General features: G+C 26.7%; 26 protein-coding genes. 16 read left to right on the forward strand and 10 right to left on the reverse strand.

The features are described 5' to 3' along the window. The first annotated feature begins 23 nt into the window (after positions 1-23). The 5 genes from rfbA to L2Z92_RS06280 are packed head-to-tail and all read left to right on the forward strand — an operon-like array spanning position 24 to position 4,151. Entirely contained in the window at positions 24-887 is an 864-nt protein-coding gene (gene rfbA, locus L2Z92_RS06260; protein ID WP_236457980.1) for a glucose-1-phosphate thymidylyltransferase RfbA, read from the forward strand. Beyond that, the gene (gene rfbC, locus L2Z92_RS06265; protein ID WP_236457981.1) at positions 888-1,439 is read left to right on the forward strand and encodes a dTDP-4-dehydrorhamnose 3,5-epimerase; all 552 of its coding nucleotides are present in this window, start codon (positions 888-890) and stop codon (positions 1,437-1,439) included. Continuing rightward, the gene (gene rfbD / locus L2Z92_RS06270) at positions 1,433-2,290 is read left to right on the forward strand and encodes a dTDP-4-dehydrorhamnose reductase (protein WP_236457982.1); all 858 of its coding nucleotides are present in this window, start codon (positions 1,433-1,435) and stop codon (positions 2,288-2,290) included. The genes rfbC and rfbD overlap by 7 nt, the downstream gene beginning before the upstream one ends. 5 nt (positions 2,291-2,295) lie before the next feature. Continuing rightward, entirely contained in the window at positions 2,296-3,402 is a 1,107-nt protein-coding gene (locus L2Z92_RS06275; RefSeq protein WP_319800400.1) for an acyloxyacyl hydrolase, read from the forward strand. Continuing rightward, complete coding sequence (locus L2Z92_RS06280; protein ID WP_236457983.1) at positions 3,402-4,151, forward strand: head GIN domain-containing protein; 750 nt, start codon at positions 3,402-3,404, stop codon at positions 4,149-4,151. Before L2Z92_RS06275 ends, L2Z92_RS06280 begins: the two co-directional genes overlap by 1 nt. Here L2Z92_RS06280 and L2Z92_RS06285 read toward each other — a convergent pair. Next, positions 4,135-5,361, reverse strand: a complete 1,227-nt coding sequence (locus L2Z92_RS06285) for an O-antigen ligase family protein (RefSeq protein WP_236457984.1) — start codon at positions 5,359-5,361, stop codon at positions 4,135-4,137. The genes L2Z92_RS06280 and L2Z92_RS06285 overlap by 17 nt on opposite strands. Before the next feature lie 116 nt (positions 5,362-5,477). Here L2Z92_RS06285 and L2Z92_RS06290 point away from each other — a divergent pair, with 116 nt between their 5' ends. Genes L2Z92_RS06290 through L2Z92_RS06300 form a run of 3 tightly spaced genes read left to right on the forward strand, consistent with a single transcriptional unit; the run spans position 5,478 to position 7,919 of the window. Beyond that, positions 5,478-5,993 carry a hypothetical protein gene (locus L2Z92_RS06290; protein ID WP_236457985.1) on the forward strand — a complete coding sequence of 172 codons (516 nt, stop codon included), beginning with the start codon at positions 5,478-5,480 and terminating at the stop codon, positions 5,991-5,993. Between the two features lie 56 nt (positions 5,994-6,049). After that, entirely contained in the window at positions 6,050-6,829 is a 780-nt protein-coding gene (locus tag L2Z92_RS06295; RefSeq protein ID WP_236457986.1) for a class I SAM-dependent methyltransferase, read from the forward strand. Positions 6,830-6,845: 16 nt separating this feature from the next. Then, a complete protein-coding gene (locus tag L2Z92_RS06300) occupies positions 6,846-7,919 on the forward strand; it encodes a glycosyltransferase family 4 protein (RefSeq protein WP_236457987.1) in 1,074 nt (357 codons plus the stop codon). Here L2Z92_RS06300 and L2Z92_RS06305 read toward each other — a convergent pair. From L2Z92_RS06305 to L2Z92_RS06330, 6 genes are all read right to left on the reverse strand, one after another. Continuing rightward, a complete protein-coding gene (locus L2Z92_RS06305) occupies positions 7,913-9,091 on the reverse strand; it encodes an O-antigen ligase family protein (RefSeq protein ID WP_236457988.1) in 1,179 nt (392 codons plus the stop codon). The genes L2Z92_RS06300 and L2Z92_RS06305 overlap by 7 nt on opposite strands. An 89-nt stretch (positions 9,092-9,180) precedes the next feature. Then, on the reverse strand, positions 9,181-10,872 hold the full coding sequence (locus L2Z92_RS06310) for an LIC_10190 family membrane protein (protein ID WP_379678155.1): 1,692 nt from the start codon (positions 10,870-10,872) through the stop codon (positions 9,181-9,183). A gap of 3 nt (positions 10,873-10,875) precedes the next feature. After that, complete coding sequence (locus tag L2Z92_RS06315) at positions 10,876-11,589, reverse strand: class I SAM-dependent methyltransferase (protein WP_236457990.1); 714 nt, start codon at positions 11,587-11,589, stop codon at positions 10,876-10,878. 1 nt (position 11,590) lies between these two features. Further along, complete coding sequence (locus L2Z92_RS06320; RefSeq protein WP_236457991.1) at positions 11,591-12,319, reverse strand: glycosyltransferase family 2 protein; 729 nt, start codon at positions 12,317-12,319, stop codon at positions 11,591-11,593. A gap of 12 nt (positions 12,320-12,331) precedes the next feature. Then, a complete protein-coding gene (locus L2Z92_RS06325) occupies positions 12,332-13,069 on the reverse strand; it encodes an FkbM family methyltransferase (RefSeq protein ID WP_236457992.1) in 738 nt (245 codons plus the stop codon). After that, positions 13,062-14,375, reverse strand: a complete 1,314-nt coding sequence (locus tag L2Z92_RS06330; protein ID WP_236457993.1) for a lipopolysaccharide biosynthesis protein — start codon at positions 14,373-14,375, stop codon at positions 13,062-13,064. The genes L2Z92_RS06325 and L2Z92_RS06330 overlap by 8 nt, the downstream gene beginning before the upstream one ends. Before the next feature lie 113 nt (positions 14,376-14,488). Here L2Z92_RS06330 and L2Z92_RS06335 point away from each other — a divergent pair, with 113 nt between their 5' ends. From L2Z92_RS06335 to L2Z92_RS06355, 5 genes are all read left to right on the forward strand, one after another. Next, positions 14,489-15,229, forward strand: coding sequence for a WecB/TagA/CpsF family glycosyltransferase (locus tag L2Z92_RS06335; RefSeq protein ID WP_236457994.1), 741 nt, complete (start codon positions 14,489-14,491; stop codon positions 15,227-15,229). A gap of 60 nt (positions 15,230-15,289) precedes the next feature. Next, on the forward strand, positions 15,290-16,243 hold the full coding sequence (locus tag L2Z92_RS06340; protein ID WP_236457995.1) for an NAD-dependent epimerase/dehydratase family protein: 954 nt from the start codon (positions 15,290-15,292) through the stop codon (positions 16,241-16,243). A gap of 995 nt (positions 16,244-17,238) precedes the next feature. Then, positions 17,239-18,222, forward strand: coding sequence for a UDP-glucuronic acid decarboxylase family protein (locus tag L2Z92_RS06345; protein ID WP_236457996.1), 984 nt, complete (start codon positions 17,239-17,241; stop codon positions 18,220-18,222). A gap of 1 nt (position 18,223) precedes the next feature. Next, positions 18,224-19,588 carry an undecaprenyl-phosphate glucose phosphotransferase gene (locus tag L2Z92_RS06350; RefSeq protein WP_236457997.1) on the forward strand — a complete coding sequence of 455 codons (1,365 nt, stop codon included), beginning with the start codon at positions 18,224-18,226 and terminating at the stop codon, positions 19,586-19,588. Then, positions 19,588-20,340: a glycosyltransferase family 2 protein gene (locus L2Z92_RS06355; protein WP_236457998.1), complete on the forward strand. Its 753-nt coding sequence runs from the start codon at positions 19,588-19,590 to the stop codon at positions 20,338-20,340. Before L2Z92_RS06350 ends, L2Z92_RS06355 begins: the two co-directional genes overlap by 1 nt. Here the strand turns inward: L2Z92_RS06355 and L2Z92_RS06360 are convergent. After that, positions 20,337-21,647: a phenylacetate--CoA ligase family protein gene (locus L2Z92_RS06360; protein ID WP_236457999.1), complete on the reverse strand. Its 1,311-nt coding sequence runs from the start codon at positions 21,645-21,647 to the stop codon at positions 20,337-20,339. The two genes, L2Z92_RS06355 and L2Z92_RS06360, sit on opposite strands and share 4 nt — an antisense overlap. Before the next feature lie 139 nt (positions 21,648-21,786). Between L2Z92_RS06360 and purD the strand changes: the two genes are divergently transcribed. After that, entirely contained in the window at positions 21,787-23,058 is a 1,272-nt protein-coding gene (gene purD, locus L2Z92_RS06365) for a phosphoribosylamine--glycine ligase (RefSeq protein ID WP_236458000.1), read from the forward strand. A 26-nt stretch (positions 23,059-23,084) separates the two neighbouring features. Here the strand turns inward: purD and L2Z92_RS06370 are convergent, their stop codons facing one another. Then, a complete protein-coding gene (locus L2Z92_RS06370) occupies positions 23,085-23,315 on the reverse strand; it encodes a DUF6341 family protein (RefSeq protein ID WP_236458001.1) in 231 nt (76 codons plus the stop codon). A gap of 46 nt (positions 23,316-23,361) precedes the next feature. Between L2Z92_RS06370 and L2Z92_RS06375 the strand changes: the two genes are divergently transcribed. Further along, entirely contained in the window at positions 23,362-24,288 is a 927-nt protein-coding gene (locus L2Z92_RS06375; RefSeq protein ID WP_236458002.1) for a DUF6427 family protein, read from the forward strand. On the opposite strand, the gene upp is transcribed toward L2Z92_RS06375, so the two are convergent. Further along, on the reverse strand, positions 24,283-24,936 hold the full coding sequence (gene upp / locus L2Z92_RS06380; RefSeq protein WP_236458003.1) for a uracil phosphoribosyltransferase: 654 nt from the start codon (positions 24,934-24,936) through the stop codon (positions 24,283-24,285). The genes L2Z92_RS06375 and upp overlap by 6 nt on opposite strands. A 74-nt stretch (positions 24,937-25,010) precedes the next feature. Between upp and L2Z92_RS06385 the strand changes: the two genes are divergently transcribed. Next, a complete protein-coding gene (locus L2Z92_RS06385) occupies positions 25,011-25,616 on the forward strand; it encodes a DUF4254 domain-containing protein (RefSeq protein WP_236458004.1) in 606 nt (201 codons plus the stop codon). Positions 25,617-25,656 lie beyond the last annotated feature (40 nt).

The raw sequence follows: 25,656 nt of genomic DNA on the forward strand, positions 1-25,656 counted from the left end.
CTTTCGACTTAAAACTTTAAAACATGAAAGGAATAATATTAGCAGGAGGTTCTGGCACTAGGTTACATCCATTAACATTAGCGGTAAGTAAGCAATTAATGCCTATTTATGACAAACCAATGATATATTATCCACTTTCTACTTTAATTTGGGCAGGAATTAGTGAGATATTAATTATTTCAACGCCTCATGATTTACCATTATTTCAAAAGTTATTAGGAGATGGAAAAAATTTAGGCTGTAGATTTGAATATGCTATTCAAGAAAACCCAAATGGATTAGCTGAGGCTTTTATAATCGGAAAAGAGTTTATTGGAAATGATAAAGTTGCTTTAATATTGGGGGATAATATTTTTTATGGTACGGGGTTAGCAGAGCTTCTACAGGATAATAATAATCCAAATGGAGGAATAGTTTACGCTTATCATGTTCATGATCCTGAAAGATATGGTGTAGTTGATTTCGATAAAGATGGGAAAGTATTGTCTATAGAAGAAAAGCCTTTAAAACCAAAATCTAATTATGCAGTTCCAGGTATTTATTTTTACGATAATTCTGTTGTTGACATTGCTCAAAATATAAAACCAAGTACTAGAGGTGAATTAGAAATAACAGATGTTAATAAAGAATATTTAAAACAAGGAAAACTTCAAGTAAGTATTTTAGATAGGGGAACAGCGTGGCTTGATACGGGAACATTTAATTCATTAATGCAAGCTAGTCAGTTTGTTCAGGTGATTGAGGAACGTCAAGGTTTAAAGATAGGAGCAATTGAAGAAGCTGCTTATAGAATGGGTTTTATTGATAAGATTCAATTAAAAAAAATAGCAGAACCATTACTTAAAAGTGGTTATGGAACGCACTTAATGAGTTTATTAGCAGAATAAATGGAATTTATAGAAACAGATTTAAAAGGATGTTTTATTCTTGAGCCTAGAGTTTTTAAAGATGAAAGAGGCTATTTTATGGAAAGCTATAATGAGTTAACTTTTCAAAATGGAGTTGGACAAAAAGTTAATTTTGTTCAGGATAATCAATCTCATTCTACTAAAGGAGTTTTACGAGGGCTACATTATCAATGTGGAGAAAATACTCAAGCTAAATTAGTGAGAGTATTAGAAGGAGAAGTTTTAGATATAGCGGTAGATATTCGTCCTGATTCAGAAACATATGGACAATATATATCCATTGTATTGACTGCTGAAAATCAAAAACAATTATTCATTCCTAGAGGTTTTGCCCATGGATTTTTAGTTTTAAGTGAATCAGCTACATTCTTTTACAAATGCGATAATTTTTATAATGCAGTAAGTGAAGGAGGAATTATATTTAATGATCCAACTATAAATATAGATTGGAATTTTTCTATTGAAGAATTAATTATTTCCGATAAGGATGGAGAATTACCAATGTTAGCAAATGCCAAGAGAATATGGTAGTATTAGTTACTGGAGCGAACGGACAATTAGGACAAGCTTTGCAGTCTATTTATGAAGATTATCCAGAAATTCAATTTGTGTTTTCTAGTTCATCTGAACTAGATATTACAAAACAAAATGTGTGTTCTTCTGTTTTTAAAAAAATAAAGCCAAATTACTGTATAAATACTGCAGCATATACTGCTGTTGATAAAGCTGAGGTTGAATTAAAAAAAGCATTTGAAATTAATGTTAAAGGGGTTGAAAACCTAGCCAATGTTTGTAAAGAGTATAATACTATTTTAATCCATATTTCTACCGATTTTGTTTTTGACGGACAATCTTCCAAAGCTTATACAGAAAAAGACATTCCAAATCCAAAAGGAGTTTATGGACGTACCAAGCTAGATGGAGAACAAAAGATTCAGAACAACTGGGATAAGCATTTTATAATTAGAACATCTTGGGTATATTCACAGTTTGGAAATAATTTCATGAAAACAATGATTCGTTTAGGAAATGAACGAGAATCATTATTGGTTGTAAATGACCAAATAGGCACACCTACGAATGCTGTTGATTTAAGTAGAAGCTTAATAAAAATCATTCTTTTTCCAAATGATAAACAGCAAAAAGTATTTGGAATTTACAATTTTAGCAACGAGGGGTTTTGTTCATGGTTTGATTTTGCTAAAGAAATTTTTAAGATAAATAATATTCAAATAGATTTAAAGCCAATTTCTACTTTATCCTATCCTACACCAGCAGAAAGACCAAAATACAGTGTATTAGATAAAACTAAAATTAAAACAATTTTTGATATTGAAATTAATGATTGGAAAGATAGTTTATATAAACATGTTCAAATATAAAAAATATGATTAGGAGAATAAGTTTGTTTTTATTTCTTATATATTCACTCTACGCTACTTCTCAAGAAAAGAAGAATATAGCTTATTTTGATGCACAACTTTTTAGGGGAAATGTTATTAAACATACAAATGATGTTGGACACTTAATAACAGGGCATCCAGACGGTTTTATGTTAAGTTATAATTGGAAAACGTTTGGTAATAAAGAGTGGGAACAAGTATATAATTATCCGGATTATGGAATTTCAATTCACTATTTAGATTTTAAAAACAAATTTTTGGGTTATAATTTTGCAATAGGACTACACTATAATTTTTATTTTTTAAATAGAAATTTAATATTTCGTATTTCACAAGGTATTGGGTTAACTTCAAACCCATATAATAAAGAAACAAATAACAAAAATAATGCATTTGGAACAAAAGTAATGGATAATACTTATTTTATGTTGCAATATAAAAAAGAAAATATTCTAGATAGAATAGGTTTTCAAGCTGGTTTTATGTTAACTCATTTTTCAAATGGAAGATTTAAGGCACCCAATAGTGGAATTAATACGGTTGCATTAAATGTTGGATTAAATTATAATTTTAATAATTCTCAAGAGTTTATAAGAGACACATTAGCTAGCAAGGAAACTTATAAAGAAAGAATAAAATATAATTTAGCTTTTAGAACAGGTGTTTCTGAAGGACCAGTTCCTCATTTAGGGCAACGACAATTTTATCATATTGGCTTATATGCTGATAAAAGAATTGGAAGAAAAAGTGCTTTGCAATTAGGGACAGATGTTTTCTTTTCACGATATTTGCGTGATTATATTAAATTTGTTTCTGTAGCTTTTCCTAAAGGACACAAATCCTATAGTGATGCAGACGTTGATTATAAAAGAGTAGGGTTATTTATTGGTCATGAATTATTTATAAATAAATTATCAATTGAAACACAATTAGGGTATTATATTTACAAACCTTTTAAATATGAAATTGATATTTATCAACGTATAGGAGCAAAATATTATATTACCAAAGAATTATTTTCTGGAGTTGGTTTGAAAACACACGGAGGAAGAGCAGAGGCAATTGAAGTAACATTAGGAATACGTTTATAATGAAAAAACACATAAAAATAGCACTTGTTTTATTACTTTTTATAGTTACAAGCTGTGGTATTTCTGAAGATTGCTTTAAGGGCAATGGAAATAGAGTTTCACAAAGTTTCCCTTTAGAAGATTTTACTAAAGTTAAAGTTTATAGTGGAGTTGGTTTAGTAATTAAAGAAGGACCAAATTATGAAGTAAGAGTTGAAACTAGTGATAATATAATTGATGATTTGGACGTTAAAGTAGTTGATGATATGTTGATTGTTAAAGATAATTCAACGTGTAATATTACTAGAGATTATGGATTAACAATTATATATGTAACAGCTCCTAATTTAATAGAAATTCATAGTAAAACTGAACAAGATATTATAAGTGATGGAGTACTAGGTTTTCCAGAATTGAAGTTTGTTTCTATTGATTTGTCTGATGGAGCAGGAACAGGAGATTTTTATCTAACAGTAAATTGTATTAATCTTTTTATAGAAAGTAATAATGTTTCAAATTTTTATATGGACGGTTTTTCTCAAAACTTAAATGTTTCTTTTTATTGGGGAATTGGAAAATTTAATGCAGAAGAATTATTTATTAGTGAAAATTTATTTATAAATCATAAAGGATCAAATGACATAATTTTATATCCATTAAAAAGCATATATGGAGACATATATGGAGTTGGTAATATAATAATAAAAAACAGACCTCTTGAAGAAGGAGTTTTTCAACATTATACTGGAAGGGTTATTCATGATTACTAATCTGTTTTTTATGCATTAGAAATGTAAAAAAAATTAAAGAAAAATAAAACAATCCTTTTTGTCTATAAAAGAAATCTTCTGTAAAATTTAGTAAAAAAATATTTATCATTGTAACTGTTAATAAAAAAGTATTTATAAATTTAATATTGACAAATACTTTATATAAGAATAATAAATAAATTAATAAACTAATAACACCTCCTCCTAGTAAGATATACATAAAATAATTATGTGTTAGATATTTTTTTTCTTTATAAAAATTTGATTGGAAATTTTCTTTATAGCATTGTAGTAACTCACTTTCTATATTGTTGTAGCCTATACCAAACCAAAAATTTTCTTTTGCAATTGAGCTACTACATTTAATAATTGAAACCCTAATATTTGTTGAATCATATTCCATTCCTATTGGAGGATTATTATAGCTATTAACCATTTCATAAAATCTATTTTTAATACCTGGAATATATAAAATGCAAGATAGGGAAAATAAAAAAATAAGTATTGATAATGTAATTTTCTTGAACGAAGTTAGTTTTAATCTAAAAAACACAATATATCCAAATAATATTAATAGAAATATTAAATTAAATTTTGCTAAAAAAGTGAATATTGTAAAGGAAAAAAAAACAATAAAAAATAATTCTGAATATTTTTTTTTATTTATTATCTGATCAAAAGATCGAGTAATTGAAAATAATGCAATAGAAGTATAATATGTTGGATGTATTTTAAAAAAAGGAATTTCATTATAAATATAATCTCTAAATTTTGGAATATTATATTTGTATACAAAAAGATCATTAAAATCATAATAATAAAAGAAACTAAAATAATAAGTTAAGGCAATTATTAATAGCGTATATTTTAAAATTTCAAAATATAAATTAATCTTTTCAAGTGAAAAATGCTTTTTAGGAATATTAAAAAAAAGAACAGGAAAAATTAAAAATAAAAGTGCGTTTTGTAATGGTTTTAAATCGTTTAGACTTTCAAATTTGATAACGCTAACAAATAACACTATCAAAAAAGGAATTGTAAAGATTAAAATTTCTTTGTTTAACGAAAACTTTTTTGTTTGTAATAAATAAAACAAAGTGTTTACAGAAAGTAATATTATCATTAATGAAATGAAGCTCTCTTTCAATAAAGGGAAAATAAATAAAACGGGGATTAAAAAGTAAAAGAATTTATCAAAACGAATATTCATTTTTTATTTTTTATTTTAATATAATGGCAAATATAAGGGGATATTTTTTTTTATTTATTGTTTGAAGGGATTATTAAAAAATAGCTACATTTGCTAAAAATTAATTATTTTTAAAAATGAAAAAAATAGCCTTATTATTACTTGTAGGAGTTACTTTTTTTTCTTGTGGTAGAGAAAAAAAAGAAGAAGCCGATTTTTCTGAAATTGCAGAAGAGTCTTTAAAAACTACTTTAATTTTAGATGCAATTTATATAAAAGATGATAGTTTATCTGTTTTCTGTAAAGTAGACAACTATTTCCTTTATGACAAACCAATTGCTGTCAAAGTAAAAGGATCTGATGTTATTCAAAGAATTAGCATTGAAATTCCGGAAAACACACCAGTAGAAAGTTTTTCTATAGTAGCAAGTACAAATAAAGACCAAAGCACTTTGGTTATGAAAGGTATTTCTGTAGAACAAAACGGTAAAATGGTTTTCGACGGTAGTGATTATAAATATTTGGATTATTTTTTAGCTGATGAATCTTTTAAATGGGATGAAGCTAAACAAAGATGTGACATATCTCACTCAAATAAGTACCCTCCAGGAATTGTGGGAAGTGAAAAAATAGAACACATATTGATTAAATAGTATTACAAAAAGAAGTTTTTTTAAAAACTTCTTTTTGTTTATATAAATATTTTAAAATGAATAATTGTAAAATTTGTAATAGCAAAATTGAAAAAATATTTACAACAAAAATTTTATACAAATATGATGTCGATTATTTTAGATGTATAAATTGTAAATTTGTTCAAACGGAACAACCTTATTGGTTAGAGGAATCATATGCTAACCCTATGAACCTTACTGATACAGGAATAATGTTAAGAAACAATAGATCTTCTAAAATTGTAACAAGTATTATATTGCTTTTTTTTAAGAAAGAATATAATTTTATTGATTATGCTGGTGGTTATGGTGTTTTTACTCGTTTAATGAGAGATATAGGGTTTAATTTTCATTGGAATGATCCTTATACAAAAAACCTTCTTTCGAGAGGTTTTGAACAAAAAGAGAGTATTAAATATGATGTAGTTACAAGTTTTGAAAGCTTTGAACATTTTGAAGAGCCTTTAACAGAAATAGAAAAAATATTTTCAATTTCTAAAAATGTAATTTTTTCAACAGAACTAATTCCTGATAATTCACCAAATCCAGAAACATGGTGGTATTATGGAAGAGAACATGGTCAGCATATTGCTTTATATTCAAGAAAAAGCATGGAATTTTTGGCTAAAAAATATGATGTAAATTATTATAACTTAAATAATTTGCATTTTTTTACAACAAAAAAAATAAATATTTTAAGTAGTATGTTTCTTCGCTTTAAATATGCAAAACATATACTGTATATTTTATCATTTCCATTACAGCTTTTTTTGAAGTCAAAGACAATGTCTGATATGGAAAGTTTAAAAAAATAATTGTAAGTTTTAATTAATGAAATTAATTTTAGACAATATAATATATTCACATGTTAAGCAAGGAGGAGTTTCTAACTACTGGTTCGAACTATCGAAGCACTTAATTAAAAGCAATCATGATGTTACTTTTTATGAAGGCACTAATTCAATTTCAAACTTCCATAGAAAGCTTTTAAAAATTCCTAATGAGAAAATAATTAAGGAAACTAAAAATTATAGATCATCTATTTTAGAAAGAATGGCTAAAGTAAATATTAATGAAAAAGAACCATTTTTATTTCATTCTAGTTACTATAGAAGTTTATCAGATACTACTTTTGGAAAAGAAGTTACAACTGTACACGATTTTACTCATAATTTTCATTCTTCTTTTTTAAAAAAACAAACTCACAATTTTTTAAAATATAAGAGTATTAAAAAAGCATCAGGAATAATTTGTATTTCAGATAATACTTATAAAGATTTATTAAAATTTTGTCCACCGAAGAAAAATCAAAAAGTTACAATAATCCATAATGGAGTAAGCGATGATTTTTTTATTTTAAATAAAGAAAATATAAATCAATTACCACTTTCAATAGAAAAGAATGGTTATATCTTATTTGTTGGAGGAAGACAGAACTATAAAAATTTTGATTTTGTAATTAATATTTTAAAAGAAACATCTTATAAATTAGTTGTTGTTGGAGAAGCTTTAAATAAAGAAGAAAAATTAAAAATTGGTAATGCTATAGATAACGTAGATGTATTAACAAACATCGACAATATTACTTTGAATATTTTATACAATAATGCTTTGGCATTAATATATCCTTCAAACTATGAGGGTTTTGGAATTCCTGTAATTGAAGCAATGAAGGCAGGTTGTCCAGTTATTGCATTAAATAGTTCATCTATACCCGAAGTTTCTGGCTCAGCGGGTTTATTATTAAATGAATTAAACTCTATAGAGGCCAAAGAATACTTAGCAATTTTAAGTAAAAATACCGAAAGAGATATAATTATTGAAAAAGGAATTAAACAATCTAAAAAATTTAGTTGGGAAAAATGTTGTTCAGAAACCGAAGAGTTTTATAAAGAAATTTATTGAGTTAATTTAGTAGCTAAAAAGTCTTTATATGAAAAGTAAAAAATCCAAATAAAGAAGAATAGTTCAGGTGGAAAATAAGTTCCATCACGAAATAGTTTTAACAAAAAATAAATAACTACTCCTTGTGCAAAATATAATTCTTTATGTTTATAGCTCTTTGAAACAAAAAACAAAGCAAATACAATAGATAAAAATCCAATAATTCCAAATTCAGAGCAAATTCTAGTAAATAAAGAATTTGCATCAAATGAGTTGTCAGTTTGTTTATTTTGAGAAACCAAATAAGGTGGTGGTCTCATTTCTTTTAGATAATGTTGGGTATGCATAAAGTGATGACTCCCAATTCCACTTCCTAAAGGGTGTTCAATAACATTTTTCTTAGCTACATACATATTACTAACTAATACATAAGTACTTAAATTAGTATACTCATCAAATTTTCCAGTATTAATAACATTTAAAGAAGAGTATGTTTCTTCAACTCTCATTTTAAAAAACTCAAAGTTATTATAAACATAGATAAAAGTGATTACTAAAAGTGGTGTAATTGCTAAAAAATACTTTACTCTTTTTAAGGTTAAATTAGGCAATAAAAAAAGCAAACCACAACCTACATAACCTAATGAGGAAGAAGAAAGAATTAGAGTGCCAAAAATAACTAAAAACGAAAAGTATTTTTTTTCTTTAAAAAAATAATAACAAGCCGGCAATACAACAATAACATAATGTGCGGGTTCTTTAAATATGCTATACAGTCTTGTGTCTCCATGCTGTCCAAAATTAAATCCTAAAAAAAACATTGGATAACCGATTAAAGCAACCCAAAATGCCATTTTGCAATACACATTAATAATTTCTATTGGTTTGTATAGTTTAACAAAATTGTAATAATAAGTACCAACAACAGCAATTCCAAGAATTTGGGAAAGCATAAAGTTATAGGGAATTTTTATTTTTGTGTAAGAAATAACACCATGAATAAAAAAAAATATAAGTAAGTTAATGAAATTGATATTGAATGTTAATTTTTTATACTTAAGAAGTATTATAAAGTTAACAAAAATTATTAAATACAGTAACTTCCAATCTATAATAAAATTAAAGAAAAAAGCTTCTGTAAATATGGCAAATACAGAAGAATATAATAAGTATTTATTTAAGTTTATTTTCATGAATAATTATTTATACAAATATAGACAAGTATGAGTGCTATTTTGACGTGCATGTAATATCAATAGTTAATTATTGATATTCAAATAATTTAGTTTTTATCATTCTTGAAACCATCACTTAAATCTTCACCCCTTAATTTAATTGTATTATCTAAATACCAGGAGCAAGGAAACTTATCAAAGCATTGAGTATATCTGTTTTTTGGTTCAAAAAGATTAATTTTTAACCCTTCGGGTGTTTTATATTCTAATTGATTATATTCAATTTTTCTTTTATATTTTACATAATAAACATCACTAGGTAAATAATAATAATTTTCAATTTTTTTATAGTTTTTAAATTCACTTAAAAACAAATTATTTCCTATTGTTAGGAATTCATATAAGAAAAATAAACTAAATAAAATAATTGATATTTTTATAACTTTTGTAAAGCGGTAAATATATTTATTTAATAAAATTAATGGAAAAGCACATAAAATTAATAAAGCTGAAAAAGAAAATCGAATATCAGGTGCAGTAAATAACCAAATCAAAAGTGTAACATAGCAAATAATAAATGTAATTGATATATGTAATTTTTTTTGCTTTTTATTCGTAAAAAAATAAAAAGTAAAAATAATTGGAGAAAATAATGAGATTATAAAGATAATTTTGTTTCTCATTAGACAATTCTGCCACCATACAGAAAACCAATCAAAGAAAGATAAAGAAAGTACCTCATTATGATTTTTGAAAGGAATTCTGGCCCATGAGTAAATCCATTTTTGAATATCTACCACACTTTCTTTTGAAACTTCCCAATCAAAATTAAAAACATCTAGACTTGACAATGGATATATTACATATCCGGTTAGTATTACATTTCTAATAATCCAAGGTAAAATAAATATAATACCAAAAAGGAAAGTTTTTTTTATAAAAAAAGGAAAGTTTTGTTTATGAAGATAGATTGAAATTAAACCAATAATTACTATTGGGAGGAGTGAAATTTTAAAAGTTATTATAAAAAAAGAGAGCACAATAAATAACAAACGTTTATTGTTTATTGAATCAGAATTAAAAATTAATTTTAGCATTAAAAAGCCAAATAACAAATTTGGTATTAAATCTGTACTTGGGGAAGATAAATCGGTGTGATATTGATAAAAAAAATAATATCCAAATAGTAATGCAATTAGTCCAAACAAGTTTTTTTTATGAAAAGAATAAAGTAATATCCAAATAAAAAAAATTAAAAAGCACAAGGAATTGGTTGTAAAAATATATTGATTATAAAGTTCATTGAATGAAAAAGCTGCTGACAATACAAATTGAGAAGAGTTAAATCCAAATCTATCATGTAAATTGGCTAAACCAGGTACAACTGAAAATTTTTCATTCCATTGTATTGAATTTATATGATAAAGATAAGAATCATAATTTTTTGGAATTCCTACAGAATATAATAATTGTATTAAAATTATTGCTAATATCAATAAAGAAATAAGTTTGTTTTCTTTAATTTTTCTAAAAAACTTTTTTACTTTGAGATTTAAAAACTTTTTTTGCTTGTAATAAATATAAATTCCAAAAAGCATCAAAAAAAGAATCGAAAATATATTTGTAGGTAAAAAGATTGACCAAAGATTTAATATAGTACCTATAAAACAAAATCCAATAAAAAAAGAGTCAAAAAAAGAATATCTATTCATTTCACTATTAAAAATAGATATAAAGTATACACCATATGTGTAAAATAAAATACATGATAAAAATAAACAAAACAAAAGGACTAGCATAGATTAATCTTTAATAGCAAAACAAATTACAGATAATCCAATTTTTCTAAAAGTAAGCACATCAGCTAATTTGAATATAGGAACCAATTTATTAAACAAACCCATTTGTCCTTCTGGAATTGATTTTTTCTTTAAAACAGAACCAGTAATAAACCAACCTAATATACCTATCACATTAAAAGAAAATGTTTTTTTTATGGTTAATTGATTTTCTATAATTATTTTTTTTAAGCTTTTTTGAGTGTATCTTCTATAATGTTCAAGTTCAACATCAAATTGATTAAATAAACTTTGATAAGCAGGTACTAGAATAATAAGGTGACCTCCTTTTTTTAATAGTTTTTTACAGTTTGTAATTGCTTGTACTTCATCTTTAATATGCTCTACCACATTTAAAGCAAAAACAGTATCAAAAGTTCCTAATAAATTAGTATATTTAGTATCAAAATCAGCATCAACCAAATCAATTTTTATTACTTCATTCGTAAATTTATTTTTGGCTATTTCTATATAATTATCTCTTAAATCACTTAGAATAATATCTTGTTTGTCTTTTATAAAATATTCAGATATATTTCCAATACCACTTCCTATTTCTAGTATTTTTCCTTTACAATGTGGTTTGATGGTGTCAAACATCCATTTATTGAATTTATTTGCTTTTTCAATAACATTTAAAGTTTCTAAACCTTCTAAATCAATTTCTTTAATTTCCATTTTATTTTATTCTAAAAAGTCCATACTTCATGATACAATAAATAGCTCTAAAGCCATCTTTCCAACCAATTTTTTTACCTTCTTCATAGGTTCTACCATAATAAGAAATACCTACCTCATAAATTCTAATTTTTGGTACTCTTGATATTTTTGCCGTAACTTCGGGTTCAAAGCCAAAACGATTTTCTCTTAAAGGTATTGATTGTATAATACTGGTATTAAAAAGTTTATAACAGGTTTCCATGTCTGATAAGTTCAAATTGGTAAACATATTTGATAAAAAAGTCAAGAATTTATTACCTATAGTATGCCAAAAAAAGGAAATTCTATGAGGATTTCCACCAGCAAATCTACTTCCGTAAACAACATCAGCAAAACCATCTAAAATAGGTTTTAAAAGTAAATTATATTCTTGCGGATCATATTCTAAATCAGCATCTTGTATGATTAAATAATCACCAGTTGCTTTTTGAATACCGGTATGTAATGCTGCTCCTTTTCCCTTATTAACCTCATGTTTAAAATATTGAATATTTAAAGTAGGATTGCTGTTCATGTATTTTTTAATAGCATTTTCCGTATTGTCTTTAGAACAATCATTAACTATTATTATTTCTTTCTCAATATCGTTTAACAAGTTTACCTGTTGTAATTTATCTAAAATAAAATGAATAGTAGGTCCTTCATTATATGCAGGAATTATAACAGATAGTTTTTGAAATGTATGCATCGTTATTATGTTTTATTTAAAAAAGACACCATCTACTTCTAATAGTTTGCCTGTGTTTTTGTCGTAATGGCCACTTTCAATCGTGGTTAATTTAAAATCTAAAGATTTAAGAAAATTACTCATCTCTTCAAATGTTAAACTTCCTTCATAAGAAGGAATAAGAGCCATTTCTATTTGAATTCCAGCTATTTTTTTTAGAGAATCTTTTGCACCATCAAGAACCATTTTTTCATAACCCTGTGTGTCAATTTTAAGATAAATATTTTTATCCTTTAAATTAAGTTTTGAAAATAGTGTGTCTAGTTTACTAATTGTAATAGTTTCAGTAGTAACAAAAGTAGCCTCTGGAGCACTACTAGTTAATTGAGGTAAATCTTTTAATATAGAACTACTTACAGAGTTTTTAGATATATTTATAGTTGATTCACCATCCCGCTCTCCTAAAGAAACATTATGAACTTCCCATAAATTGTCACTTGAAGAGGCTTTCTTCAATTTAGTAAATGCCTCAGAAGTAGGTTCAAAAGATATGATTCGGCCTCTATAACCAATATTTCTCAATTCTGAACCATATTGACCAATATTTGCACCTACATCAATTACTAGGTTAATATTATAGTCTTTTAAAAGTTTAATTCTTCTGTCTAGTTCAGGTGTTGGATACCTACTAATTTCAATTCCTGTTAAAGAATTAAAAAAATGTTTAAATTTTAAAAGTACAGCTTTGTTTTTATATATAAATTTATTCATTTATGGCAATAGAATTTACAATTTTGTAGCACTTATATGGAATAAAAATAACCCAAAGTACCATAATAACTAATGAGGACAAAACAACACTGTTTATATCGAAGCCCAAATCTACAAAAAAATATGACAATGGAATTTTTATTATTACACTTATTAATATAAATAAAATATAAAGATTCAATTTACCTATTCCATTTAAAAAGAAAGTATAGAAAGTAACATAAATTCTAATTAAAGTTACTAAAGATATTAATAATATAAAATGACTTGGATATACAATTTTTTCGTTTAGCCAAATAGATAGAATAAAAGGAATTAATAATGCTAAAAAAACAACAGCTATAACAATTACACTAAAAAAAAGATTAAATTTTTTAAAAGCTGTTAATAAAGCATTTTTATTTTTTTCAATATAATGTTTTGCAAACATCGACCACAATGGTGAAAGTCCTGCAAATAAAATTAAAAAAGGAAACTGAAACAACTTATTAACTACTTCATATACTGTAACTTTTGATGTGCCAAAAACATTTGAAATAATATAGTTATCAGAAGTAAATATAAAAATTATACCTAATTCTATCAACATATATTTTGATCCTAATTTTAATAAATTAGTTATAAATAATGGAGGAGTTTTTGTTTTTGTCTTTAAATTTAATTGTTCTCTTTTAAAAAAAGTATAGGTATAAATAATATTTATTATTAATGCGAATGTACCATTTACGATTGTAATCATTAATAATTTTACTTCTACATTAACATTACTAAATGTATTAACTAAAATAAATAATAAAATAAAAAAACCAAATTGATTTAGTGCTATAGATTGTTCAGCATATTTTCCTTTTAAAAAAGCAACATTCAATGATTTTTGAATGTTTATAATGAAGTTCAAACAAAAGAAAAAAACATTTAAAAGAAATAAATTATTAATAAAAGTCCTTGAGTGATTTTCAATATTTAATAAGGATTTTATATCTACTAAATAACTAAATATCAAAAAACTAAAGAAAACTATTAAGCCAATATATGTTGAAAACTTATAAGTTGTTTTAATATAACTTTTTAACAAATCGTGCTTGTTTTCATGTAATAAAACAGGAATTTTTGTTTTTAATGAGCTTTGGATTCCAAAATCCATTAATAATACCCATTGAAAAAAAGTAAAAATAAGCACCCAAAGACCATACTCTTCAATTCCTAAAAAATCTATTAAAATTCGAATAGATAAAAATAAAGACAAGCCAGAAGCTGCTTTATATAAGCCACTCATGATTAAGTGATTTTCTAAAATTTTTTTCATTCGAATTTTAATAGATTTTTTAGAATCCAAAAATACAATTAAATTAAACATTTAAGATAAATTTGATTTAAAGTACTTTAAAAATTAAGTATTATTGCATAAATTTTTTTGAAATGAGTTATCAATTTGTTCAAATATTAGGTATAAAATTCTATAATGGTTTAGTGGAAGGAGCTTTTAATTTTCTAAAAGAAAATGGAGGATTAATGACAGTACCAGCAGCACCAGCTTTAGTTACAATTAAAGATGATAAGTCATACTATAATTCTTTATTAAATTCAGATATCGTAATTCCTGATAGTGGTTATATGGTATTGATTTGGAATTTTTTATATAAAAACAAATTAAAAAAAATATCAGGATTAGAATTTATTAATCATTTTTTATCACAAAATGATAGAGTAAATCAAGGTAAATTGTTTTTAATTAATCCTTCAGAACTTGATGGTCAAATTAATACTCAATATTTAAACAATGCCAAATTTGATTTAGAAGAAGCATATAATTATACTGCACCTTTTTATAAAAAAACCATAATTGATGTCGATTTATTAGACCGATTGGAAGAAAAAAAACCAAAATGGATTCTTATTAACATTGGAGGAGGGACACAAGAAAAACTAGGATTGTATTTAAAAGAAAATTTATCCTATAAACCTGCAATCTTATGTACAGGAGCAGCAATAGCCTTTAAAACGGGAAGACAAGGTAAAATGCCAACTTGGATGGATCAAATTTATTTAGGTTGGTTGCATAGGTGTTTTTCAAATCCCAAGATTTTTATTCCTAGATATCTTAAAGGATTTAAATTAATAAAAATTATATTGCATAATAAGTCTAGTATTTTGAAATGAAAATTTGTCAATTCTTATATTAAAATTATATTTGTAATTGATAATTAATTAATAATTATAATGAAAAAAGTTTTAGTTTGTGGTGCCGGAGGATTTATAGGTGGACACCTTGTTAGTCGTTTAAAAAATGAAGGATTTTGGGTAAGAGGAGTTGACTTAAAAGAAAATGAATATGGTAATACTAATTCAGATGACTTTATATTAGGAGATTTAAGAGATCCTGAAATTGCAAAAAAGGCAGTTAAAGGTATTGATGAAGTTTATCAGTTAGCTGCAGATATGGGAGGAGCTGGATATATTTTTACAGGAGAACACGATGCTGATGTTATGAATAATTCTGCTTTGTGTAACTTAAATGTTTTAGGCGCATCTCAAAAAGAAGGAGTAAAAAGGATTTTCTATTCATCTTCAGCATGTATGTATCCCGAATATAATCAAATGGATCCCAATAATCCAAAATGTTCTGAAGATTCTGCTTATCCAGCAGCTCCTGATAGTGAATATGGATGGGAAAAACTTTTTAGTGAAAGATTATATTTATCATATCAAAGAAATTATAGCATAGAAGTTCGTATTGCAAGATTTCATAATATTTTTGGACCTCAAGGAACTTGGAATGGAGGAAAAGAAAAAGCTCCAGCAGCTATGTGTAGAAAAGTAGCAGAAGCAACAGAAGGTAGTTATATTGAGGTTTGGGGAGATGGAAAACAAACACGCTCATTTTTATATATTGATGAATGTATTGAAGCTGTTATTAGGTTAATGAACTCTAATTTTTCAGGCCCAGTGAACATTGGTTCTGAGGAAATGATTTCTATAAATGATTTTGCAAATATGGCGATTGATATTTCAGGAAAAAACTTAATAATTAAAAATATTGAAGGTCCAACAGGTGTGAGAGGTAGAAATTCAGATAATCGATTATTATATGATAAATTAAATTGGCAACCCTCAATGCCTTTGAGAGAAGGAATGGAAAAAACTTATAAATGGATAGAGTCTCAAATTAAATAAAAAAATAAAAGAGGTTGTTCATCCTTCATTTTTGGACAACCCCTTTTTTAGTGCTTTTATCTAAAATTAATATATTGGAGTTTATTTAAAAAAACACACAATAGTTAAGATAGTTTTTAAAAATAAGATAGGTAATTCTTCAGAATTATTTTCAATAAACATTTTCGATAGAATACATAAAATCATTTAGTTCGTTTTATTGAACAAGTTGCTAATCTGTTTAATATTAGTAATATATTAAAAAAACATAAAATAGTAAGTTCTTTGGCTTATCATTCAAAAATGATTAATAGGGTAATGTTTGTCCTATTAAATACCTTGAGGTTAAGCAAAAAAATGATAAACGGCAGGTTTTCAAAACACTTTTGTTGAATGAATGATGAACATATTTATAAAAGAATAATACGTTGCTATTATACCACTCGGGATATAAGATAGATATTCTAACAGAACTTTCAGAATCTTGTTTTGAAGTCGATTTGTTTAGAAATATCAGAGCGATCTGAAATGGAATTTGTTAAGATAGGTTTTGAATCAGATTAGGTTCATTTTTTGATACAGAGTCTTGCATCATTTTCAGTTACCAAAATGGTTATAGTATAACCGCTAGAGAGATGTTCAGATTATTTCTAGAGATAAAACAAAAGTTATGGAGGGAATTATAGACAAGTGAATACTGCTTAAACACTGTAGGTCAAATACATTAATAGAGAAGTAATTTATAAATATGTTGAAAGTCAAGCTAAAGTAAAGGAATATATAAAAGTATATTCGGGATAGCTTCAGTTCTTTTGATACTTTGAGACTTGCCTAGGGTTATCCATTTATAAATTTTAAAAATATACTTAAAAATAAAGATTTTATAGATATTGCTTTTGCAATTCTAATGATAAGTGTATTTTTGACCGAGTCTTTTTTATGGAGATAAAGAGGAATAATCTTTTTTATTGTTTATTCAATTCAAAAGTAATAAAATTTAATTCAAAGGAAAGTAAATGAAGAGAGTATTAATAACAGGAGCAGCAGGATTTTTAGGTTCACATCTTTGCGATAAATTCATAGCAGAAGGTTATTTCGTTATTGGAATGGATAATTTAATTACGGGTGATTTAAAGAACATTGAACATCTTTTTAAAGAAAAGAATTTTGAGTTTTACCACCATGATATTACGAAATTTGTTCATGTGCCAGGTAAATTAGACTATATTTTACATTTTGCATCACCAGCAAGTCCAATTGATTATTTAAAGATACCTATTCAGACATTAAAAGTTGGTTCTTTAGGTACCCATAATTTATTGGGATTAGCTAGGGTAAAAAAAGCTCGTATTTTAATTGCTTCAACTTCTGAAATTTATGGAGATCCATTAGTTCATCCACAAACAGAAGAGTATTATGGAAATGTGAATACTATTGGACCACGTGGTGTTTACGACGAAGCAAAACGTTTCCAAGAATCAATTACTATGGCTTATCACACTTTTCACGGTGTAGAAACTCGCATACTAAGGATTTTTAATACATACGGGCCAAGAATGAGATTAAATGATGGACGTGTTATTCCTGCATTTATTGGTCAGGCATTAAGAGGAGAAGACTTAACAGTTTTCGGTGACGGAAGTCAAACTAGGTCATTCTGTTATGTAGATGATCAAGTAGAAGGTATCTGGAAATTATTACATTCTGATTATTATTTACCTGTTAATATTGGTAATCCAGATGAGATTACTATTAAGGATTTTGCAGAAGAAATTATTAAGTTGACAGGAACAACTCAAAAAATAATCTATAAGGATTTACCAATGAATGATCCTTTACAACGTCAACCAGATATTTCAAAAGCTAGAGCTATTTTAGGTTGGGAACCTAAAACTGGAAGAGCTGATGGTATGAAAATTACCTATGATTATTTTAGATCGCTTTCTACTGAAGAATTGGCAAAAGAAGAACATAAGGACTTTACTAAATATATTCATTAGGATGCCTAATAATAAAGGAAGATATTCAAAATATATAAGGCCTGTAAGCGCTTTTTTAGACATTTTCATGGTTATAGTTTTATTTCCGTTCTTTTTTAAAGAACTGGAAATAAATTACCTATATTTTAGTGTTTATTTATTCTTAATTTGGTTTTTAATTTCCTTTTTTACTAAGTTTTATGAAATTTATAGATTTACGACACCTGTAGAAATTGTTTCAAAAACAGTAAAGCAAGCCGTTTTTTTTCTATTATTAATTATTGCTTTTTTTCCTTTTAATAGAAAAGTTTTTTTTAGTGGTTTAGCTATAGCAAAATACTTTATAATCCTTTTTTTAGTAATTATAATTTTAAAAACTATACTTTTTTATTATTTAAAAAAGTATAGGATTGCTACTGGAAATAATTATAGAAATACAATTATTATAGGTTATACAGATCAATCTAAAGATTTAAAAGATCTTTTTGATAAAAGGCCAGATTATGGATATAAGTTTAAGGGTTTTTTTTCTGACAAGAAGAGCAATGAAAATGTTATTGGAAAAACAGATGCTATAAAGAACTATTGTATTGAACAAAAAATTGATGAAATATATTGTTCGCTAAACGAAATATCTAATGATAAGCTTAAAAGTTTAGTTGAGTTCTCAGATATTAATGATATTGTGATCAAATTTATACCTGATACAAAGGCAATATTTTCTAAATATTTAAAGATAGATTATTATGGATTGTTTCCTGTTTTATCGTTAAGAAAAACACCATTACATGATCCGTATGTTAAGTTTTTAAAAAGGAGTTTTGATTTTTTGTTTTCAATATTTATAGTTGTTGTTATTTTATCTTGGTTAGCTCCAATTATGGCTGTTTTAATAAAATTAGAATCAAGAGGACCAATTTTTTTTAAACAAAGTAGACCTGGATTAGATGAAAAGGGTTTCGTTTGTTATAAGTTTAGATCTATGAGACTTAATGGAACTACTGAGCAAGAAGCTTCAAGAAATGATCCAAGAGTTACACGTATTGGTAGATTTATTAGAAAAACGAGCTTAGATGAATTACCACAATTCTTCAATGTTCTTCTTGGTGACATGTCTGTTGTTGGTCCACGTCCTCATTTATGGTCACAAAACATAAATTATGGAAAAAAAGTAAAGAAATATATGGTGCGTCACTATGTTAAGCCTGGAATAACTGGTTTAGCACAGGTTAAAGGATATAGGGGAGAAATTGAAACTGAAGAGGATATGGTTAATAGAATCAGATATGATGTTTTCTATATTGAGAATTGGTCAATATTTTTAGATTTTAAAATAATAATCCTTACAGTGGTCAATATTTTTAGAGGAGAAGAAAAAGCATATTAATGAAAGAACTAGTATCCATAATAACTCCTACTTTTAATTCTGCTACTTTTATAGAAGAAACAATAAAATCGGTTCAAAGTCAAACGTATACTGATTGGGAAATGATTATTATTGATGATGGCTCTACAGATACTACTGCTAGATTAATAGAATTATTATCAAAAACTGATAGTCGTATTCAGTTTTATAAATTAGAAAAGAATTCTGGACCAGCAGTGGCCAGAAATATGGGTATTGATAAAGCAAAAGGTGAGTTTATGACTTTTATTGATGCTGATGATGTTTGGTTTCCCAATTTCATTAAAAAGAGTATTGATATAATTAAACAATCGAATATTCCATTTGTTTTTTCTTCCTATAGAAGAGCCAATGAAAAGTTAGAATTTGTTTACTCGGATTTTATTGTTCCTAATAAAGTTACATATACAGACATCTTGAAGTCGAATTCAATTAGTTGCCTGACTGCATTTGTTGATATTAATACACTTGGAAAAAAACGTATGCCATTAATCAGAAAGCGCCAGGATATGGGATTGTGGTTACAATATTTAAAAGTAACTCCCTTTGCTTATGGTATTCAAGAAACTCAAGCAATTTATAGAATTAGAGAAAACTCTCTTTCAAGAAAAAAGGCAGATCTAGTAAAGTACCAATGGCAATTTTATAGAGAAGTAGAGAAGTTAAATATAATCCAATCCAGTTATTATATGTTGCATTGGATGTATAGAGGCTTCATGAAGTATAGAAACTAAAGCAATGATTCAAATTGCTTCAATTTACCTCTTTTGGTACGTTTAAGAATTTCTTTTCTATTGTAGGTAAAATGTAAATTAGGCTCTAAGTATTTAGCAATAGCTTTTTCAATTTCTTGAATTTGTTCTAAAGTTAATGCTACAGAGCTCACATAGTCAATCTCAAATGAATCAATTTTTGTTTGCCTGATAATAAATTCTTTTACATTTCCATCATCTTCAATAATACTTTTTGTAACATAATAAAAAGTTAAGCCAGGTGATTTTTTGCCACTTGGTAAAATTGCTACATCATTTGTTCTTCCTATTAGTTTTTTAAGGATAGGTTTTTTAGAGGTACTTTTTTCATCGAGAACACCAATATCACCAATTTCATAGCGAATGAAAGGATGTGCTTTATTAAACAATGAAGTGATAACAATTTTGCCTTCTGTTCCATTTGGAACGGGTTGGTTATTATCGTTTAAAATTTCAACAAATAAAGTTTCTGCATTTATTTGCCAGTAACCATCTGTGTTTTGAAAAGCAATTAAGTCTAGTTCTGATGCTCCATATTCGTTTACAATTGGAATGCCTAGGTATTTTTCCAAAAGGACTTTATCTTCATCGAAAAGCATTTCTGAAGTAACCATACATACTTTTAGAGTTGGACAAATATCAGTTAATACTATGTTTCTTTCTTTAAGGTATTTTCCAAACAAAACAATTGAGCTTGTATATCCATTGATGTAATCAAACTTTGATGTTTTAAATTTAGATAAAATTTCTTCTAGAATTTTATCGGACAAATCAAAAATTGGAAAACGAAATCGTTTACTTAATATATCTTTTAAACGTTCTTTTCGATAACCTATAAAGTCTAAAGGAATACCATAAAAACGAGCTTGATACGATTTATTAAAGTCTACACCATACCAACCAAATCTATAAATAATAGATGCCCAAGTAATGGCGTGAGCTTCTTTGTCTTTTGCAAAAACAAACGGGTCACCACTAGACCCTGATGTTTTGTTTATAAAAACTGTTTTTTCGGTATATCCCTTAGATAATCGCTCTTGTAAAGGTTGCTGTAAATCTTTTTTAGTTAAAACAGGTAAATCATTCCAATTTTCAAAAGTACTCTTGCCCACTAAGTTTCGGTAGTAAGGATTGTATTTTAAATGATACGCTACAATTTCGTTTTTTTTATTTTCAATAAAATTTGGATATTGTTCTTCTGGAATTTTTAAAATTGTATCGAACTCAGCTTTAGCTTTTTCAACAGGAAAACCATTTAGTTTTAAGGTAAGATTAAATAAGTTGAACATGATATAGATTTAAAATCAAAAATATAAAAAGGAGAAATGATAAACTATTCCGTTGAAACTTTTTTTTCTATTGAAAACAAAGTATTTTTGCGAAATACTAAATTGAATCCGATCCAATTCGGATATAACAACACACATAATGAAAATTTTATTATTAGGTTCTGGCGGACGTGAACATGCTTTAGCATGGAAAATGCTTCAAAGTGCTAAATGTACTTCTTTATTCGTTGCTCCTGGAAATGCAGGAACTGCATCAATAGCAAAAAATGTAACAGTTAATCCTAACAATTTTGAAGTAGTTAGAGATTTTGTTTTATCTGAGAAAATTGAAATGGTTGTTGTTGGTCCAGAAGACCCATTAGTAAATGGAATTTACGATTTTTTTAAGAATGACCCAAATTTAAAAAATGTTCCAGTTATTGGCCCATCAAAAATGGGAGCTCAATTAGAAGGTAGTAAAGAGTTTGCTAAAGAATTTTTAGTAAAGCACAATATTCCAACGGCAAAATATGAAAGTTTTACAGCAGCATCGGTAGAAAAAGGATGTGATTTTTTAGAAACATTATCGGCACCTTATGTTTTAAAAGCAGATGGATTAGCAGCAGGAAAAGGAGTTTTAATACTTCACGATTTAGAAGAAGCGAAGAAAGAGCTAAGAAGTATGTTAGTTGATGCGAAATTTGGTCAAGCTTCATCTAAAGTTGTTATTGAAGAATTTTTAGACGGAATTGAGTTAAGTTGTTTTGTATTGACTGATGGTAAGTCTTATAAAATTCTTCCAACAGCTAAAGACTATAAAAGAATTGGTGAAGGAGACACAGGGTTAAATACAGGTGGAATGGGAGCAGTTTCTCCAGTTCCTTTTGCAGATCAAGTTCTTTTAGATAAAATTGAAAATAGAATTGTTAAGCCAACTATAGAAGGGTTAAAAAAAGACAATATAGAATATAAGGGATTTGTGTTTATTGGACTTATAAATGTTAAAGGTGAACCTATGGTTATTGAATATAACGTTAGAATGGGTGATCCTGAAACGGAAGTTGTAATGCCAAGATTGAAAAGTGACTTGGTTGAAATATTTGAAGCGATTTCTAAACAAGAGTTAGAGAAGACAAGTTTAGAAATAGATGAGAGAGCTGCAACGACTATCATGGTAGTTTCTGGTGGTTACCCAGAAGATTATGAGAAAGGTAAAGAAATCACTGGAATTGAAAACATCACAGATTCTATTGTGTTTCATGCAGGAACAAAATTAGAAAATGACAAGGTGATTACCAATGGAGGTAGAGTTTTAACAATTACTTCTTTTGGAAATAATTTCCAAGAAGCCATAAAAAAATCTTATCAAAGTATAGATAAACTACAATTTGATAAGATGTATTATCGTAAAGATATCGGTTTTGATTTGTAAATAAAGTTCCTCTTAATTGAGGAATTTTATTTTAAGAATGAATGAGCAGTTGTATCTTGCTCATCTTCATTGTTCGCTTTGTATATATTTAATTGTTTAACCCAATATACCAATGCACCACAACAAATTAAAATAAATACCCAGTTTAATGTGTTTGCTGCCCACCAATTAGTTAGTTCTAGTTCTCTTATTAAATCAAAAGGATAGAATAAAAAATCTGAAAAAAGCGAGCCAATTCCTTCAAAAAATGATTTCATTTTAATAATGTATTATATTTACATCACAAAAATATAAAATATCCTGATGATAGCAAGTGTTTTTAATAAAACAAGACCATTTAATTACGTAATAATAGGTACATTGCTTCTAATTGCATTTGTTTCTTATTCATTTTCTCATTCTTTGTTTAAAGGTTGGCAAGGCTTTTTATACGGTAGCCTATACTTTATCAGTATTGTTGCTTCCTGTTTTGTTGTTAATTTTATTTCATTAAAAAATAATTTAACAAGAAATGATAATTATGCAATCTTATTGTTTTTTATTTTCTTATTATTTTTTCCAACTATTTTTAAAAATAAAAACATACTAATCTCTAATTTTTTATTACTACTGTCTTTAAGAAGATTAATGTCTTTAAAGTCAATGAAGAATACAAAGGAAAAAATATTTGATGCTTCTTTTTGGATTTTCCTGTCTGCATTATTTTATTTTTGGAGTATTCTTTATATTGGCTTAGTTTTTATTTCTATTATACTATATGTTTCTAGAGATTATAAAAATTGGTTAATTCCTTTTATCGCTTTATTAAGTGTTACCATTTTATTCTTTGTTTATAACTTTATGAATGCTGGTGAACCGCTAGAAATTCTATTGAATAAAACATATATAAGTTTTGATTTCACTTATTTTGAAAATATCTATCAAAATATTGCACTTGCAATTTTCTCATCAATAGCTTTATTGTTTTTTGTAAGTATGATAATGACAATTAGTGCAACACCAATAAACATGCAATCGTCCTATAAAAAAATCGTTTTCTCTTTCTTATTAGGTCTTGGGATTTATGTTTTGTCTGCTAATAAAAACAATAGTTGTTTGTTATTTTGTTTAGCACCACTTTCCATAATGGGAGCAAAACTTATAGAGAATCTTGAAAACAACTTAATAAAAGAAATTACACTCTATTCTTTGTTTTTTATGGGACTATTCTTTTTTGTAATGCAATTATAATTTAATTCCATAAGCTAAATCTCCAGCATCACCTAGTCCAGGAATGATATAGTTTTTCTCATTCAATTTTTCATCTAATGAAGCAACCCATAAATGAACATTTTCAGGAAGACTTTCTTGTAAATATTGCACTCCTTCAGGGGCAGCAATAGCTACGGCAATATCAATACGTTTAGGTTTTTCTTCTGCATTTAGTTTTTCAAGTACTGCTACTATAGATTGACCAGTTGCTAACATAGGATCAATAAGAATTAATGATTTGTCTTCTAAGTCTGGAGCCGCTTGATATTCTACTTTTATCACAAATTCGTCATCATTATTAGGATGATGTCTATAAGCAGAAACAAAACCATTATCAGCAGCATCAAAAATATTCATAAAACCAGTATGTAACGATAGTCCAGCTCTCAAAATAGAGCATAAAACAATTTTATCAGAAATCTGAGTAGTTTTTTTTATTCCGAGTGGAGTTTGAATATTTATCGTTTCATATTCAAGCGTTTTACTTAATTCGTAAGCCATAACCTCTCCTATACGCTCAATATTTTTTCTAAAGCGCATACTGTCTTTCTGAATTGTAGCTTCTCTAATTTGGGCCAAAAAATGATTTAAAACAGTGTTTTCTTCAGAAAGATAATGGATGTGCATAGGATTAGTTTTTATTTTTCAGGCTAAAAGTACAAAAAAACGTTATTTTTGTAGAAATTTTAAACAAATTTATCATGTTTGCAGAATTTGCATTTCCAATATTTGAGCGTTCTATAAAAGAATATCACGTAATTGATGACGTGTACCAACCTACTCAGAACCCTTATGAAAAGGGATCAATTGAACATTTACTGTTTGCAAAAAACTGGGTAGATACAGTACAATGGCACTACGAGGATATTATTCGCGACCCTCAAATAGATCCTGTAGCAGCATTAGATTTAAAACGCAAGATTGATGCTTCAAATCAAGTGAGAACTGATATGGTAGAATATATTGATAGTTATTTTCTTCAAAAATATTCAGATGTTCAAGTAAAACCAGATGCTAAAATCAATACTGAAAGCCCTGCTTGGGCAATCGATCGATTATCAATTTTGTCCTTAAAGATTTATCACATGAGTGAAGAAGCAAATAGAGCAGAAGCTTCGGTTGAACATAGAGCAAAATGTCAAGAAAAATTAAATGTATTATTAGATCAAAAAAATGATATGTTTGTTTCTATTAGCCAATTAATTGAAGACATTCAGAATGGCGATAAGTATATGAAAGTATACAAACAAATGAAAATGTATAATGATGAGGAACTAAATCCTGTGTTATATCAAAATAAAAAATAATAGTATTAAATAACTTTTAAAACCATTAAGGAAATTAGAA

It is taken from the genome of Flavobacterium jumunjinense, from assembly GCF_021650975.2.
Taxonomy (GTDB): domain Bacteria; phylum Bacteroidota; class Bacteroidia; order Flavobacteriales; family Flavobacteriaceae; genus Flavobacterium; species Flavobacterium jumunjinense.

What these genes read in the sequence shown, in the direction of transcription:
- L2Z92_RS06330 (WP_236457993.1), bottom strand. Translation starts at nt 14,375, where the DNA reads ATGAAAAAAATTTTAGAAAATCACTTAATCATGAGTGGCTTATATAAA.
- rfbD (WP_236457982.1), top strand. Translation starts at nt 1,433, where the DNA reads ATGGTAGTATTAGTTACTGGAGCGAACGGACAATTAGGACAAGCTTTG.
- L2Z92_RS06335 (WP_236457994.1), top strand. Translation starts at nt 14,489, where the DNA reads ATGAGTTATCAATTTGTTCAAATATTAGGTATAAAATTCTATAATGGT.
- L2Z92_RS06325 (WP_236457992.1), bottom strand. Translation starts at nt 13,069, where the DNA reads ATGAATAAATTTATATATAAAAACAAAGCTGTACTTTTAAAATTTAAA.
- upp (WP_236458003.1), bottom strand. Translation starts at nt 24,936, where the DNA reads ATGCACATCCATTATCTTTCTGAAGAAAACACTGTTTTAAATCATTTT.
- L2Z92_RS06360 (WP_236457999.1), bottom strand. Translation starts at nt 21,647, where the DNA reads ATGTTCAACTTATTTAATCTTACCTTAAAACTAAATGGTTTTCCTGTT.
- L2Z92_RS06345 (WP_236457996.1), top strand. Translation starts at nt 17,239, where the DNA reads ATGAAGAGAGTATTAATAACAGGAGCAGCAGGATTTTTAGGTTCACAT.
- rfbA (WP_236457980.1), top strand. Translation starts at nt 24, where the DNA reads ATGAAAGGAATAATATTAGCAGGAGGTTCTGGCACTAGGTTACATCCA.
- L2Z92_RS06305 (WP_236457988.1), bottom strand. Translation starts at nt 9,091, where the DNA reads ATGAAAATAAACTTAAATAAATACTTATTATATTCTTCTGTATTTGCC.
- L2Z92_RS06310 (WP_379678155.1), bottom strand. Translation starts at nt 10,872, where the DNA reads ATGCTAGTCCTTTTGTTTTGTTTATTTTTATCATGTATTTTATTTTAC.
- L2Z92_RS06370 (WP_236458001.1), bottom strand. Translation starts at nt 23,315, where the DNA reads ATGAAATCATTTTTTGAAGGAATTGGCTCGCTTTTTTCAGATTTTTTA.
- L2Z92_RS06355 (WP_236457998.1), top strand. Translation starts at nt 19,588, where the DNA reads ATGAAAGAACTAGTATCCATAATAACTCCTACTTTTAATTCTGCTACT.
- L2Z92_RS06320 (WP_236457991.1), bottom strand. Translation starts at nt 12,319, where the DNA reads ATGCATACATTTCAAAAACTATCTGTTATAATTCCTGCATATAATGAA.
- L2Z92_RS06350 (WP_236457997.1), top strand. Translation starts at nt 18,224, where the DNA reads ATGCCTAATAATAAAGGAAGATATTCAAAATATATAAGGCCTGTAAGC.
- L2Z92_RS06340 (WP_236457995.1), top strand. Translation starts at nt 15,290, where the DNA reads ATGAAAAAAGTTTTAGTTTGTGGTGCCGGAGGATTTATAGGTGGACAC.
- L2Z92_RS06375 (WP_236458002.1), top strand. Translation starts at nt 23,362, where the DNA reads ATGATAGCAAGTGTTTTTAATAAAACAAGACCATTTAATTACGTAATA.
- L2Z92_RS06315 (WP_236457990.1), bottom strand. Translation starts at nt 11,589, where the DNA reads ATGGAAATTAAAGAAATTGATTTAGAAGGTTTAGAAACTTTAAATGTT.
- rfbC (WP_236457981.1), top strand. Translation starts at nt 888, where the DNA reads ATGGAATTTATAGAAACAGATTTAAAAGGATGTTTTATTCTTGAGCCT.
- L2Z92_RS06300 (WP_236457987.1), top strand. Translation starts at nt 6,846, where the DNA reads ATGAAATTAATTTTAGACAATATAATATATTCACATGTTAAGCAAGGA.
- purD (WP_236458000.1), top strand. Translation starts at nt 21,787, where the DNA reads ATGAAAATTTTATTATTAGGTTCTGGCGGACGTGAACATGCTTTAGCA.
- L2Z92_RS06285 (WP_236457984.1), bottom strand. Translation starts at nt 5,361, where the DNA reads ATGAATATTCGTTTTGATAAATTCTTTTACTTTTTAATCCCCGTTTTA.
- L2Z92_RS06275 (WP_319800400.1), top strand. Translation starts at nt 2,296, where the DNA reads ATGATTAGGAGAATAAGTTTGTTTTTATTTCTTATATATTCACTCTAC.
- L2Z92_RS06280 (WP_236457983.1), top strand. Translation starts at nt 3,402, where the DNA reads ATGAAAAAACACATAAAAATAGCACTTGTTTTATTACTTTTTATAGTT.
- L2Z92_RS06385 (WP_236458004.1), top strand. Translation starts at nt 25,011, where the DNA reads ATGTTTGCAGAATTTGCATTTCCAATATTTGAGCGTTCTATAAAAGAA.
- L2Z92_RS06290 (WP_236457985.1), top strand. Translation starts at nt 5,478, where the DNA reads ATGAAAAAAATAGCCTTATTATTACTTGTAGGAGTTACTTTTTTTTCT.
- L2Z92_RS06295 (WP_236457986.1), top strand. Translation starts at nt 6,050, where the DNA reads ATGAATAATTGTAAAATTTGTAATAGCAAAATTGAAAAAATATTTACA.